11 protein-coding genes are annotated in these 14,351 nt (G+C 68.8%); 5 read left to right on the forward strand and 6 right to left on the reverse strand.

Translation table 11 applies throughout. The features are described from left to right. Nucleotides 1-462: 462 nt before the first annotated feature. Nucleotides 463-1,155, forward strand: coding sequence for a maleylpyruvate isomerase family mycothiol-dependent enzyme (locus tag FHR33_RS29580; protein ID WP_183654488.1), 693 nt, complete (start codon nt 463-465; stop codon nt 1,153-1,155). A 1,223-nt stretch (nt 1,156-2,378) separates the two neighbouring features. Here the strand turns inward: FHR33_RS29580 and FHR33_RS29585 are convergent. Continuing rightward, the gene (locus FHR33_RS29585) at nt 2,379-3,158 is read right to left on the reverse strand and encodes a PhzF family protein (RefSeq protein ID WP_183654491.1); all 780 of its coding nucleotides are present in this window, start codon (nt 3,156-3,158) and stop codon (nt 2,379-2,381) included. Nucleotides 3,159-3,323: 165 nt separating this feature from the next. Here FHR33_RS29585 and FHR33_RS29590 point away from each other — a divergent pair, with 165 nt between their 5' ends. Beyond that, nucleotides 3,324-3,704, forward strand: a complete 381-nt coding sequence (locus FHR33_RS29590; protein ID WP_183654494.1) for a cell division protein SepF — start codon at nt 3,324-3,326, stop codon at nt 3,702-3,704. 334 nt (nt 3,705-4,038) lie between these two features. On the opposite strand, the gene FHR33_RS50685 is transcribed toward FHR33_RS29590, so the two are convergent. After that, complete coding sequence (locus FHR33_RS50685) at nt 4,039-4,755, reverse strand: hypothetical protein (protein WP_246452182.1); 717 nt, start codon at nt 4,753-4,755, stop codon at nt 4,039-4,041. Between FHR33_RS50685 and FHR33_RS50690 the strand changes: the two genes are divergently transcribed. Beyond that, nucleotides 4,754-5,416 carry a hypothetical protein gene (locus FHR33_RS50690; RefSeq protein WP_246452183.1) on the forward strand — a complete coding sequence of 221 codons (663 nt, stop codon included), beginning with the start codon at nt 4,754-4,756 and terminating at the stop codon, nt 5,414-5,416. The two genes, FHR33_RS50685 and FHR33_RS50690, sit on opposite strands and share 2 nt — an antisense overlap. Nucleotides 5,417-5,462: 46 nt before the next feature. Here the strand turns inward: FHR33_RS50690 and argS are convergent, their stop codons facing one another. From argS to FHR33_RS29615, 4 genes are read right to left on the reverse strand one after another with little or no spacing between them, the layout of a single operon-like run. Then, complete coding sequence (gene argS, locus FHR33_RS29600) at nt 5,463-7,190, reverse strand: arginine--tRNA ligase (protein ID WP_183654497.1); 1,728 nt, start codon at nt 7,188-7,190, stop codon at nt 5,463-5,465. Further along, nucleotides 7,187-9,418, reverse strand: coding sequence for an HAD-IC family P-type ATPase (locus FHR33_RS29605; protein WP_312895775.1), 2,232 nt, complete (start codon nt 9,416-9,418; stop codon nt 7,187-7,189). The genes argS and FHR33_RS29605 overlap by 4 nt, the downstream gene beginning before the upstream one ends. 28 nt (nt 9,419-9,446) lie before the next feature. Next, nucleotides 9,447-10,499, reverse strand: coding sequence for a phosphate acyltransferase PlsX (plsX, locus tag FHR33_RS29610; RefSeq protein ID WP_376773299.1), 1,053 nt, complete (start codon nt 10,497-10,499; stop codon nt 9,447-9,449). Continuing rightward, a complete protein-coding gene (locus FHR33_RS29615; protein WP_312895776.1) occupies nt 10,489-11,046 on the reverse strand; it encodes a DUF1707 SHOCT-like domain-containing protein in 558 nt (185 codons plus the stop codon). The genes plsX and FHR33_RS29615 overlap by 11 nt, the downstream gene beginning before the upstream one ends. Before the next feature lie 176 nt (nt 11,047-11,222). Between FHR33_RS29615 and FHR33_RS29620 the strand changes: the two genes are divergently transcribed. Further along, nucleotides 11,223-12,545, forward strand: coding sequence for a KamA family radical SAM protein (locus tag FHR33_RS29620; protein WP_183654501.1), 1,323 nt, complete (start codon nt 11,223-11,225; stop codon nt 12,543-12,545). A gap of 376 nt (nt 12,546-12,921) precedes the next feature. Further along, nucleotides 12,922-13,683, forward strand: a complete 762-nt coding sequence (locus FHR33_RS29625) for a hypothetical protein (protein ID WP_183654504.1) — start codon at nt 12,922-12,924, stop codon at nt 13,681-13,683. Nucleotides 13,684-14,351: the final 668 nt, after the last annotated feature.

The following is a 14,351-nucleotide window of genomic DNA, read 5'->3' on the forward strand; positions in this document are numbered from 1 at the left end:
TACGCCAACGCTTTTCACCGCTCGGCTACACCACATGCTCGATGGCGGGGATGGACGGCAAGCGAGCGGCGAACTGGGCGACGCGCTCTGTCGCATCGTCGCGCCGAGGGCAGGTGACGTCGATGTCGAGGTCGTGGGTGACCTAAAGGCCGAGCGCCACGCTGGCGATCGGTTCGGATGGGGCTCCGACGGTTGAGAGTCGCCTGGCTGACTAGTTCGGAGGAGAGGGCAGGTGACGTCGGTCGCGGGTGACGTCAGGCCGCCGCGCTGGCGATCGGTTTGGGCGGGCATCCGATGATTGAGCGTCTGGTGACCGATTAGTTCGGGGAACCGATGGTGACGAGCAGTTGCTCCAGTTGGAGAGCGCCGCTGACTGTGTGGTCTTCGATCTGTCACTAGTCCTGCTGGTGGAGAAGGGACATGATCTCAAGATTGTCAGAGGGCTCGGTTAGGTTGCCTGGCATGGATTCTCAAGATCTTCTCTCCCACCTGCATCGTGAGCTGATGGCGTTTCGAGCGTGTCTGGACGTCGATCTCGAGGCGCCGATCGAGCACTGCGGTGACTGGACGCTCCGCGATCTCGCCGAGCATCTGGGTGGGTCCAATCTGTGGGCGGCTGTGGCGGTCAGGGAGGGGCGGGGTGATTATGTGGCTCCGGCTGCTCCGAGAGATCGCGACGGGTTGCTTCGGTGGTTCGACCATGCGTCGGTGACCTTGCTTGAGGCACTGGACGGTGATCCGTCGGCTGAGGCGTGGACGTTCCATCCGCCCGGCACGGTGGGGTTCTGGCGGCGGCGCCGGTGTCTCGAGGCGCTTGTGCACCGGTGGGATGCCGAACACGCTCTGGGTACGGCCGGCATCCTCGATCCGGAATTGGCGAGCGAGGGGGTGGCTGAGGTGTTCGACACGATCGCACCACGACAGGTCGTCCGGGGACGGACGCGTCCGCCTGAGAACGCGGTGCGGCTCGACGCGACCGACACAGGGCCGTCGTGGACGTACGGGCCGGGGGCTCCCGTTGCCAAGGTGTCCGGTAAGGCGGCCCACCTCTTGCTGATGTTGTGGGGCCGGCTGCCGATGACCGATGAGCTGTTGGTGTGGGAAGGCGACAGGGACGCGGGTCTCGAGGTGCTGACCGGTCCGCTGACGGGCTAGTGATCGACGCTGGCATCGAGGGGCGACCGGCGAGGTGGGCCTGGGCCCTGGGGGTACGGCTGGTGCGCTGATGGGCGAGAGATCGCCCCCGCGTGGGAGGGCGATCGGGAGAGGTCTTGGGTGCCGGCCGGTCCGCTGACGGGGTTGGTGATTGCTTCCCGTGTGAGAGAGGCGACCGGCGCGCTGGGTCTGGGTCCCACGGTACGGCGGCCGGTGCGCTGATGGGCTGGAGGCCGCCGCCGAGTGGGAGGTCTTGGGTGCCAGCCGGTCCGCTGACGGGTTGGTAATTGCTGCCCGAGTGAGAGAGGCGACCGGTCAGGTGGGCCCGGTTCCCTCGGTACGGCGGCCGGTGCGCTGATGGGCTGGAGATCGCCCCCAAGTGGGCGGTGCGCCGGTGAGGCGGGTCTCGGGGTAGGGCAGGTGCGCTGATGGGCTGGAGGTCGTCGCCGAGTGGGAGGGCGATCGGGAGGAGGGCTTGGGTGTTGGCTGGTTTGCTGGCGAGATCTGAACAAAGCCGCGGGAGAGAGCGTCTCATAAAGAGTGATCGCACTGGATGGAGGTTTTCTACGCGAATCGTCGTTCGCGAGGAATGTGAGGTGTCTTTGCGGGCAGTGACCGACGGCGCGGGACGGAGATCCTTCCGCGTGAGCGGTCACCACCGCGCGGAGGGCGAGCGCTCTCGGGGCGGGTCGCTGAAGGTGTGGGTCGGAGGAGGCTCTCGTGAGGGAGCGTCGGAGGTGCGAGTGAAGTGGTCTTGTGGGAGCGATCGCCGAGACGCGGAGGGGCACTTTCCGCGCCTCCGCCCACGGCCCGAGGAACAGCGTGCCTGTGAGCTCACGCTCAAGGGACAACGGTCCCGTGGTGCTTTGTCTGAGGAACAGCGTGCTGGTGAGCTCACGCCCGGGGGACAGCGTGCCCGTGGCTCAGGGCTTGAGGAACAGCGTGCCGGCGAGGGCACATCCAGGGGGCTGCGTGCCGGTGGTGCTTGGTTTGAGGAACAGCGTGCTGGTGAGCTCACACCCAGGGGACAGCGTGCTGGCGAGTTCACGCCCGGGGGACAGCGTGCTGGCGAGTTCACGCCCGGGGGACAGCGTGCCTGTGGCTCAGGGCTTGAGGAACAGCGTGCCGGCGAGCTCATGTTCGTGGGGGAGCGTTCCCGTGGTTCTTGGCTTGGGGAACTGGGTGGCTGCGACCTCCTGCCTGAGAGACGGGGTGGCTGTTGTTCAGGGGTTGAGGAGCAGGGTGCCCTCCATCACCGTTACCGCGTGGCCGGCCAGGTCGACGCGGTCGCCTCGGAGGGTGGTGCGGACCAGGCCGCCTCTTGCCGACAGCTGGGCGCCGAGGAGGGAGTCGCGGCCGAGCCTGGCGGACCAGTACGGAGCGAGGGCGCAGTGGGCCGAGCCGGTGACCGGGTCCTCGGCCACGCCGACGCGTGGCGCGAAGAAGCGGGAGACGTAGTCCGCGGCGGTGGAGGAAGCGGCCTGGGCGGTGACGATCACGCCTCTGGCGTCCACGGATTCGAGAGCCGGAATGTCGGGCCTGAGGGAGCGCACGCTCTCCTCGGATTCGAGCTCCACCAGCAGGTCGAGCTGGCTGCGGCTCACGCTCACCACCGCAGCTCCAAGTGCCTTTTCGAGGCCGTCAGGAACTGTGGCAAGCGTCACTTCTTTGGTCGGGAAATCCATCGTGATCAGTCCGTCGTCGGATGGATTCACGGTGAGGATTCCACTCTTCGTCTCGAAATGGAGCGCTCCGGTGGCCGCGCCTGTGGAATAGAGCACATGAGCCGTGGCCAGCGTCGCGTGACCGCACAGCGATACTTCGACCGCCGGAGTGAACCAGCGCAGCGAATTACCGAGCAGGAACGCCGTCTCCGACAGGCCCATCTCGGTCGCCAGAGACTGCATCCAGGTGTCGGAAGCGCCTTCGTTGAGGAGGCAGACAGCGGCAGGATTACCGTGGAATGCTGTGTCGGTGAAGGCATCGACCGTGAACAGGCGCATGTGGTCGATGATATAGGCGGCGATATCCAGTCGAAACCGGGACGCTTGCCGTACAAAATGGAATATGTGTTGGGCGTGTCGCATGGCGAACGCCGAAGCGTCGGTTACCGTCCAATGTGTAGGGACGTGCCGATTACGGTGAGTTCCTGAGGAAAGGACAAGCCGATGGGGGCAGTGCGCAAGGTGGTGAGCTACCTTGGCCTGGGCGGGATCGATCAATACGACGACGGCTACGAAGACGAGCAGTACGAAGATGAGTACGTGCCGGCTTCGGAGCGTGCCGCGAAGCGGTGGCGTGCCACCGTCGAGTCGTCGCGGATCGTGATGGTCCAGCCGCTGAAATACAACGACGCACCAATGATCGGGCAGCACTTCCGTGAGGGGCAGACCGTCATCATGGACGTCACCGGCATGCCCATGCCGGAGGCGACCAGGATGGTCGACTTCGCGGCCGGGCTGGCCTACGGGTGCGAGGGTCGGATCGAGCGCATCGCGGACCGGGTGTTCCTGCTCGCGCCCGCGCACGTGGAGATCGAGAACACCTGAGTCAAGCGGCGGCCCGTGAGGGTCGCTCTGTGAGCGTACGCTGGGCCGGCTGGGGGGCTGGTCTGGTGTGTCCGCAGGCGCTGCCGCTTGCTCGGGTGGGCGCTTGCCGGGTCCTGTGGAGCGGCGGGCGACTCCACCGCGGGTGCGGTCCTGCTACGCAGAGGCCGGGCCGCATGACGAGGCCGGGCCGCATGACGAGGCCGGGCGCGCGAGGCGCGGGCTCTGTCCATGGGGCGACGAACCGGCCGCACCCCCCAGAGAACCGGCCGCACACCTCCAGATAGAACCGGCCGCACACCTCAGATAGCGGGAAGCGACACCGCGGGAAGAGCGGCTAGGCGGCGCGGGGGCCGCGGCGCAGGAGGCGGATGAGGCCGGCGGAGTCCTCGGCGGCCTGCTTGGCCCGATCGTCCGCCTCGCGGGCGTACGCGTGCAGTGCCCAGATCGCCCCGTCCGCGAGGTCCTTGAGCTCGGCGAGCCGTGTCTCCACGTAGGCCTCGTCGGAGCGGCGCGCCTGCTGGAGCTCCCACAGTCGCCAGGCGCCCAGGCCCGCGCTGGCCACCCCCAGGACGGCCAGCGGCCACCACGCCACGATCGCGCCCGCCACCAGGGCCACGCACAGCGCCATGAGCAGGTAGGCCAGCCACGGCGGCCGGCGCTCGGGGATCCCGTCGATGATGATCGCCCGTTCGGCGGCGGCCATCGACTCGGGGTCGGGCCCCTCCGGCAACAGCACCAGGCGGTGGCCGAGGACGGGGACGGTGATGGAGTCGGGCGGCGTGAGCTGGGTGTCGGCCTCCAGCTCCGCGGCGACCTCGCGCAGGATCGGCGCGGCGACATGGAGCGCGATCGCGGCCAGGTAGGGGTCGGAGCCGGGCCGGAGGTCGTCGAGCAGGTGCCCGATGAGCGAGCCCATCGGGCCCGAGGGGCCGGCGAGACCCGCCAGCGAGCGGAGCACGGCCAGGGGCTCCTCCTCCGCCCAAGCGGTGGCCGGAGTGGCGGCGGAGTTGGTGAGCGGCGTGCGGGAGTCGTGCTCGGCCTGCCTGGTCATGGTGATCTCGGCGCAGCGGGCGCGCAGCCTGGACAGGCGGGCGGCGGCCCTGGGCGGGCCTGGCCAGCTCGGGGATCTCGGCCAGCTCGGGGAAGTCGACGAGGGCGGCGGGCACCACGACCGAGGGCTCGCCGGGAGCGAGGGCCTGCAGCCACTGCGCGGTGTCGGCCTGCGTGGGGATGGCCAGGGCGTCGAGCTTGCGGAGGACGAAGATCTTGCCGGCCGGGCCGTACGCGCCTCTGGCGGCGGCCAGCCACAGCGCACGCTGGCCGTGGTTGACGGGGTGGTCCATCGACAGCTCGCCGAAGGCGGTGCCGAGCCAGGAGGCGTGGATGCGGTCGCCGTGCCCGGCGACGGCCAGGGCGAGGCAGAGGAACAGGGCGGTGTTGCGCTGGTCGCGGTTGGCGGCCGTGGTCAGCGGTTCGAGGGGGTCGTCGCCGGTGAGGATCGCGACGAGCGCCTGGACGGCAGGCGGCAGCCAGAAGCCGGGGATGTCCTGGAAGGCCGGGGTCATCGAGGGCGCGGTGCCGTTGGCCGCGAGGTTGGCGAGCAGAGCCTCTGTGTAGCGGTGGAGTTCAGTCGTGGCTGGCGGACTTGCGCTCAGTTCCGTTGCCAAGGTCGAGAACTCCCCCAATGTCGGCCTCACTTCATGACCGCGTAAAGCCTAGCCGGGGGGCGCGCCAACCATGGGGAGGCGCGCCCATCCCTTACATACGGTCCGGAACGGGGACTCCCAGGAGTTCCAGGCCGGTTTCCAGTACACGCAGGGTCAGCGCGCAGAGGGCGAGCCTGGAGGCCCGCGTCTCGGCGTCGACGCCCTCCTTGAGGACCGGGCACTCCTCGTAGAACGTGCTGAAGAGGCTGGCGGTCTCGAACAGGAAGGCGCTGAGCCTGTGCGGCTCGACCAGCGCCGCGACCTGGTCGACGACCGCGCCGAACCCGAGCAGGTGCAGCGCGAGCGCGCGCTCGGCCGGCACGCCGAGCACGATGGGGCCACGAGCCGACGCCGGCTCCACCCCGGCCTTGCGGAAGATGGAGCGGATCCGCGCCGTGGCGTACTGCATGTAGGGGCCGGTGTTGCCGGCGAAGTTGAGCATGCGGTCGAAGTCGAAGACGTACTCGCTGTCGTGGCTGATCGACAGGTCGGCGTACTTGACCGCGCCCATGCCCACCGCGTGGGCGATCTCGCCCTTGGTCTCCTCGTCGTAGCCTCGGTCGGCGATGATCACAGCGGCGCGGTCGACCGCCTCCTGGAGCAGCTCCATGAGCTTGACCGACTCGCCGGAGCGGGTCTTGAAGCGGCGGCCGTCCTTGCCCAGCATCATGCCGATCTGGACGTGCTCGGCGGAGACCGAGTCGGGCAGCCATCCGGCCTGCTCGGCGGCGGCGAAGACCATGCGGAAGTGGAGCGCCTGGTCGGCGCCGACGACGTAGAGGATGCGGTCGGCCTTGAGGTCGTCGACCCTGTAGTGGATCGCCGCCATGTCGGTGGAGGCGTAGCCGTAGCCGCCGTCGCTCTTGCGGATGATCAGCGGGAGCGGCTTGTCGTCCGAGCCGGTGAAGCCCGGAGGGAACAGGCACAGCGCGCCTTCGCTCATCACCGCGACGCCCATGGCCTCGAGGTCGTCGCAGGTCTTCTCGAGCATCGAGTTGTACATGCTCTCGCCCGCGATGTCGGCGTCGGTGAGCGTGACGCCGAGCATCTCGTAGACCTTGTTGAAGTAGCGGATGGTGGCTTCCATGAAGACGTGCCACAGCCGCATGGTCTCGGGGTCGCCCGACTGGAGCGTGGTGACCCGCTGGCGGGAGCGCGTCTTGAACGACTCGTCGCTGTCGAACTTGGCGCGGGCGGCCTGGTAGTACTCGGTGCCCTGGCCGGCCTCGAGCTGCGCGACCGCGGCCTCCTCGCCGATGTCGAGCAGGTGCTCGATGAGCATGCCGAACGGCGTGCCCCAGTCGCCGAGGTGGTTCTGGCGCACGACGGTGCTGCCGAGGTGCTCGTAGATGCGAGCCATGGCGTCGCCCACGATCGTGGTGCGCAGGTGGCCGACGTGCATCTCCTTGGCCGCGTTGGGCGCGGAGTAGTCGATCACGACGCGTTGCGGCGGGGTGGCCGTGCCGATGCCCGTGCGGGGGTCGGCGAGCATCTCGGTGGCCTCGGCCGTGATCCAGGCCGGGTCAAGGGTGATGTTGAGGAAGCCGGGGCCGCTGACCTCGACCGTGCCGGGGAAGTCGGCGAGCTGGTCGGCGATGGCCTGGGCGACCTCCCGCGGTGCTCGTCGCAGGCGCTTGCCCAGGCTCATCGCGACGTTCGCCTGGAAGTCGGCGAACTGGGAGGGCCTGATCAGCGGGTCTGCGTCGGCGTACTCGGAACCGAACGCGTTGGCCAGCGCCTGCTGGACGCGCTCGGTGAGCACTATCTGCGGGTCGGTCATGTTCTAAGGGTACCGGTGAGCTTGACTGCGGCGCTGATCGCAGCGGCGGCGACCGCGCCGATGGCGACGGCCGCCCAGCCGCCGGCTCCGAGGGCGAAGAACTGCCTGGTGAACGGGACGGCGAGGGCCAGCGCGAACAGCACGGCCATGACGCCGATCAGCAGGACCTTCCACGGCCTGAGCGGCCTGGCCACGAGCGCCAGGATCCACCAGGTGACGATGAAGAGCGTGACGACGGCCGAGGTGCGGTCGCCGCCGCCGGCCCAGAACGACAGCATGACCGCGGCGGCGGTGATCAACCCGGCCGGTACGGCGAAGCGCAGCACCCGCGGCACGAACCCTGATTCGGCCCGCTCGAGCGTCGGCGCGAGGGCGAGGAAGAGGGCGGGAGCGCCGATGGTCAGCGCGTTGACCAGGGTCGAGTGCCTGGGCGCGAAGGGGAACATGACGCCGAGCACGCCCACCACGAGTGACAGCGCGATCGCGTAGAAGGTCTTGGTGAGGAACAGGTTGGAGACCCGCTCGATGTTGGCGAGCACCCTGCGTCCCTCGGCCACGACCTCGGGCAGGCTGTCGAACCTGTCGTCGAGCAGCACCACCTGGGCCACCGCCTTGGTGGCGGGGCTGCCCGCGCCCATCGCGATGCCGAGGTCGGCGTCCTTCAGCGCGAGAACGTCGTTGACGCCGTCACCGGTCATCGCCACCGTGTGACCGCGCGACTGCAGGGCCGCCACGAACTGCCGCTTCTGCTGAGGGGTGACCCTGCCGAAGACGGTGTTGTCCTCGAGGATCTCGGCGAGCTTCTCCTGGTCGTCCGGAGGAAGGGTCCTGGCGTCCACGGCCCGCTCGCCGCCGGGGATCTCGAGCGCCGTGGCGATCGCGGCGACCGCGTCGGGGCTGTCCCCCGAGATGACCTTGACGGTGACGCCCTGGGCGGCGAAGTACTGGAGGGTCTCGTGGGCGTCGGGCCTGATCCGCTGCTTGAGCGTGATCAGCGCGACAGGCTCGTTCTCCTCCGTACGGCAGAGCGCGATCACGCGGGCGCCGGTCGCGGCCAGGGTGGCGGCGGTGCCGTACGCCTGGTGGTCGGGGGAGAGGAGCACGTCGGGTGCGCCGAGCGACCAGGAGCCGTGGCCGTCGAAGGTGGCGCCGCTCCACTTCCTCGCCGAGGAGAAGGGCACCAGCTCGGTGGCGGTCCAGCCAGGCGGTGAGGCGTAGCCGGCCTGGATGGCCTGGGCGGTGGCGTTGGGGTGGGAGTCGGCGTGGGCGAGGGCGCCGAGCGCGTCGTCGATCGGGGCGTCGTCGCGCAGCCTGATCACCTCGCCGAGCTCCATGCCGCCCGCGGTCAGGGTGCCCGTCTTGTCGAGGCAGAGCACGTCCACTCGGGCCAGGCCCTCGATCGCGGGCAGCTCCTGGACGAGGGCGTTGCGCTGGCCGAGCCGTACGACGCCGACGGCGAAGGCGATGCTCGTCATCAGCACCAGGCCCTCGGGGATCATGGTGACGATGCCGGCGACCGCCCCCGTGATGGCCGAGCCGAAGTCCTCGTCGTTGCGCACCTGGCTGTAGAGCAGTAGCGCGCCGATCGGGATGACCAGCCAGGTGATGTACTTGATGAACTTCGTGACACCGTCGCGCAGCTCGGAGTGGGCGAGGGAGAAGGCGCTGGCCTGCTCGGTCAGCTGGGCGGCGTAGGCGTCCTCGCCGACCCTCGTGGCGGTGAAGGCGCCCGAGCCCGCGACCGCGAAGCTGCCCGACAGCACCTGGTCTCCCGGCTGTTTGCGAACGGGGTCGGCCTCCCCTGTGAGCAGTGACTCGTCGATCTCCAGCCCCTGGGAGGCGACGACCTCGCCGTCGACGAGCAGCCTGTCGCCCGGGCCGAGCAGGATCAGATCGCCGAGCACGATGTGCCTGGAGTGGATCTGCTGGTCCCTGCCGTCCCTGCGGACGGTGACCGGCGCCTCGTTCACCACGGCGAGCCGGTCGAGCGTGCGCTTGGCTCTCAGCTCCTGGACGATGCCGATCATCGCGTTGGCCACGATGACCAGGCCGAACAGGCTGTCCTGCCACTCGCCGAAGATCAGGATGAGCGCCCACAGGACGCCGATGACGAGGTTGAACAGCGTGAGGACGTTGGCCCTGATGATCGCCGAGAGCGATCTGCTCGTCCGGCGCGGAACGTCGTTCGTCTTGGCGGCCGCTACCTGCGCGGACGTGAGGCCCTCCACACGATCCCCCCGAATGCCGTGGTGACGATCACCATAGCCGGTGGGGCCGAGGCGCCGTGGAGAGCCGTTCGCCGATCCTGGCGACGATGCCCTTGCGTGAGAGGGTGGCGGCCAGCTCGCACGCCGCGCTGACGGAGGCGGCCTTCGACGCCCCGTGGGCGACGACGACCGTGCCGTTGAGGCCGAGCAGGGCCGCGCCGCCGTACGCCTCGGAGTCGAGCCTTCTGGACAGGTCCTTGAGCCTGCCACGCTGCATGAGGGCGCCCATCCTGGCCATCGGGCTGGCGGTGATGGTCTCGCTGAGCTCGGTGAAGGCGTAGCGGACCGCGCCCTCCATCGTCTTGAGCGCGATGTTGCCGGTGAAGCCGTCGGTCACGATGACGTCGGCCGTGCCCGAGAGCAGGTCGTGGCCCTCGACGTTGCCGACGAAGTGGATGCCGGGGGTGGCTCTCAGCAACTCGTGGGCGCGCTTCACGAGCTTGTTGCCCTTCTCGGGCTCGGAGCCGATCGTGAGCAGGCCGACGCGGGGCGTCTCCAGGCCGTAGGCGGTCTCGGCGTAGGCGGAGCCCAGATGCGCGAACTGCACCAGCATTTCCGGCTTGACCTCGGCGTTCGCGCCCGCGTCGAGCAGGATGGTGGGCGTGGGCCTGGTGGGCAGGGCGACGGCGAGAGCGGGCCTGATCACCGACTGCTGGGTCTTGAGCCTGAGCTTGCCCGTGGCGACGACACCGCCGGTGGAGCCGGCCGAGACCACGGCGGAGGCGTCGCCGCGCCTCAGCAAATGGCAGGCCACGGCGATGCTGGAGCGGGGGCGGCGCAGGCTGGCCAGGGCGCCCTCGTCCATCGCCAGCGCCTCCTCGGCCCTGATGATCGGGATCTCGGAGGTGGCGTCGTGGTCGGCCAGTGACTCGTAGAGCACGCGGGGGGAGCCGACGAGGACGATCGGCAGGCCGCGCTCCCTGACCGCATGGACGGCGCCCGCCACGATCTCGTGCGGCGCATGGTCACCGCCCATGGCGTCGAGCGCTATCGGCGGTTCGGAGTCTGGCACAGTTCGAATCGTATGGTTGTTATGCGAGATTCCAGTCAGTGACCCCGCGGGCCACGACGACCTTTCCAAAGGTCACCCTTCCGACGACCCTGATCACCGGCCCGCCGCTGCCCGCTCCGCCGGAGACCTGACGCTTGGCGAACAGCGCGGCCACCTCGTCGATGACCTCGGCGTCGTCGGGGACGCGGATGATGAGCTTGGCGGCGTAGGCGTTGACCGTCAGGGTGATCTCCCTGCCGGGTAGGACGGCATCGGACAGGTCGACGATGAGGGCGCCGTAGGTCGCGCTCAGCGTGGTGTGGCGGGAGGCGACCCACCGTCCCTTCCTGATGACCTTGCTGAAGACCGCTCTGACGGTCTGCTGATCGACCAGGGCGGGCCGAGAAGTGGTCGAGATGTCCGGAAGGTCGTGGATGATGGGGGCGAGCTCGCCGACGGTCTTGGCCGAGTAGGCGGCATCCAGCCGGTCGGCGTGCTCGACGCTGGTCAGTCTGCCCGTGGCGAGGGCCTCCCCGAGCACGGCCGCCACGCGGTCGCGGTCGGAGTCGGCGGCTCGCAGAACTGCGTCGTCGGTCACAGTCCGCCAGTCTATGTCCAATCGAGATATGTCGCGAGTGGTTGAATCTCGACAGAAACTTGGGCCACGGCGGAACCAGAAGTGGCCTGTGCCGCGTCCGGGTATAAGGACCCGTAGACGCGCCACAGGGTCCACAGGTTTACATCCGATCGAACAAAAAAGATGGGAAAGGCCTAGTGATCTTGAACCAAGCGGGAACACGGCGCTTCAAGGCGTACACCTCCAAGCACCTCGAAGAGTTGCTGCAGCGTACGGAGCTGGACGAGGCGCAGCGGTTGAAGGTGAGGGCGGTGGCTACCGTGCTGCCCTTTCGGACCAACGCCTACGTCGTGGATGAACTCATCGACTGGTCGGCCGCACCCGACGATCCCATTTACCGCCTGGTCTTCCCGCAGGCGGACATGCTTCCCGCCCCTGACGTGGACAGGCTGGCCGACCTGCTGAAGGCCGAGGCGCCCAACGCGGAGATCCAGGCCGAGGCCAACAAGGTCAGGATGAAACTCAACCCGCATCCGGCGGGGCAACTCTCACTCAACGTGCCGCGCATCGACATGGAGCCTGTGCCCGGCATGCAGCACAAGTATCCCGAGACCGTGCTGTTCTTCCCCAAGCAGGGGCAGACGTGCCACGCCTACTGCACCTACTGCTTCAGGTGGGCGCAGTTCGTGGGCGACGCCGACCTGAAGTTCGCCTCCGACGACGTCGGGCAGCTCCTGTCCTACCTGCGCGCGCATCCCGAGGTCACCAGCGTGCTGCTGACCGGAGGCGACCCCATGATCATGGGTGAGTCCGTGCTCAGGCGCTACGTCGAGCCGCTGCTGGAGGTCGGGCAGCTGGAGTCCATCCGCATCGGCACCAAGTCGCTGGCCTACTGGCCGCAGCGCTTCACCACCGACCCCGACGCCGACGACACCCTGCGGCTGTTCGAGCAGGTGCAGGCGGCGGGCAAGAACCTGGCGTTCATGGCCCACTTCTCCCATCCGCGCGAGCTCGACTCACCGCTGGTGTCGCAGGCGGTCTCGCGCATCATCTCCTCGGGGGCGACCATCCGCACCCAGGCGCCGCTGATCAGGTCCATCAACGACGATCCCGAGGTGTGGTCGTCGATGTGGCGGCGCCAGCTCGGGATGGGGATGATCCCCTACTACATGTTCGTCGAGCGGGACACGGGGCCGCAGGACTACTTCGCGGTGCCGCTCGCCCAGGCGTACGAGGTCTTCAGGGACGCGTACGCGTCGGTGTCCGGGCTCTGCCGTACGGTGCGGGGGCCCTCCATGTCCGCGACGCCGGGCAAGGTCTGCGTGGACGGCGTCACCGAGATCGCCGGGCAGAAGGTCTTCGTGCTCCATCTCATCCAGGCGCGGGATCCCTCACTGGTCGGAAGGCCGTTCTTCGCTCATTACGACCCTCGGGCCGTGTGGCTGACCGACCTGCGACCCGCCTTCGCCGACCGATTCCCGTTCGAGACCGCCGTACAGGACGCTCTTCTGTCGGCCTGAGCGGTCAAGCGCATATCCCGCAACCGGAAAATCTGAACCCCCGGCCCGTGGCATTTGTTTTCCGAGCCGTTGTAACGGGCCGGTGGGGAGCGGTCGATCGTCTGGGAGACGTCGGCGGAATTTCGGAAATCCACCCTCTCTATGTCCGGACTTGTCACCCGCCTTCTTGATCCGATGCTGGGGTCCCAACCCTCGCTACCGCCGAGTTTTCCGATCCTCCGGGCTACTCGCAGTGGTGATACAACTGCGTCAGTAGCTCAGCCGGACGGCGCGCGCTCCCTGTGGCGCCCATAGCGCGCACGCCGGCTTTCGGGGACTTCGATTCGCGATTCGACTAACGAACCTCGTGAATCGAAAACGAGCCGGGAAGGCAATCATGAAGCGCATTATCAAGACGGCGGTAGCCGTCGCCGTTTGCGGGCTCGCCGCGGCTGTGGCCGTGCCCGCGCAGGCCGACAACTCCATCCGCGTCAGCGGGAGCGGCATCGTCGAATCCTTCGGCGTCACGGGCAAGACGGCAGGGGTGCACAACTTCGCGCCGATCACCGAGCGCGTCTCGGTGAGGAGCAAGATGCTGGGCACCGGCGACGCGGCCGGGAGCGGTGTCCTGCTCAACGGGCAGGACGTCCCGACGGCACCGCAGACCGGGGACATCGACATCGAAGGCCCCTCTGAGGAGGGGGTCTACCACTTCATCGAGCGGGCGCTGGGCCTCTCCCCGAAGGATCTGGGCATCTCCCCGTCGGAGCTGTACGAAGCCACGACGCGCAAGAACCCCGTCAAGCAGCCGGTCACCGACGTGGGGAATCTGCTCGACACCGTCAAGGACATCTACTCGGACTCCGACGATCGTGAGGAGATGAAGAGCCGCAAGGTCGCCGAGGACGACCACATGACGGATGCGCTCAGGCTGGCGCCCGTGGTCCGCAAGGCGGCGCCCGCCGAGGTCGCGCCGATCGCCGACTCGCTGCCCGGTGTCGTGAGCGCCGCCACGCTCGACGAGATCGCCCCGCTCGTCGATGCCACCACCGACGTCGTCGACAACAACACCCACAGGAGCGCCAACTCGGCCGGCGAACTGCAGGGCGCGGTGACCGAGTCGATCGCTCAGACGAACGACCTCGTCGCCCAGCACTGACCGCGGCGCGTCGTGGTGCCCTCCGCGCGATGCCTCCTCTGGCGGGGGTCGCACCCAGCACGCCTGACCGCGGACATGTCCTCCCGGTGCCGGTAGGGCAGGAACCGCGGGTCGCAGCCGGTGCCGGCGGGCGTGACACCGTACAGCAAGCCCGGCCGAGCGCCTGATCAGGTGTGTGGCCGGGGAGCGTCGCTCTCCGGAAGCGCCCCTTCCGCGCCGACACGGCGCCCGTGACACCATGAACCGTTCGACGAGATGGGACGGCACGTCGAACGGGCGGGGCGATCAGGGGCTGGAGAGAGAAACGGCGGCAGCCGGCACCGAACGGCTGGCGGGTGAGTGCCACGCGCTCACGGGACGGACCGCCAGCCGGTCGGCTCGCCGCTCTACCCTCCGCGACGCGATCGTCACGGTTGGCTCCACGAAACCGGTGGCCCGGATCGGGCCACCGGTTTCGCCATGTGCGCCGCGACTGGTCCGCGGGCCGCGCTCAGCCTGCGGGACGGTGGAAGGGCGACCGCGGGCCCGGCTCGGTCCGCGATGGACAGGTGAGCGCCTGGCTCACTCGCGGCGTGGACGACCACGTGGGCCGGCTCTGTCCGCGACGGAGAGGTGCGCCTGGCTCCCATCGCGCCGTGGACGACCACGTGGGCCGGCTCGGCCCCCGT

It is taken from the genome of Nonomuraea dietziae (genome assembly GCF_014195505.1).
In the GTDB taxonomy this organism is placed as follows: Bacteria; Actinomycetota; Actinomycetes; order Streptosporangiales; family Streptosporangiaceae; genus Nonomuraea; species Nonomuraea roseola.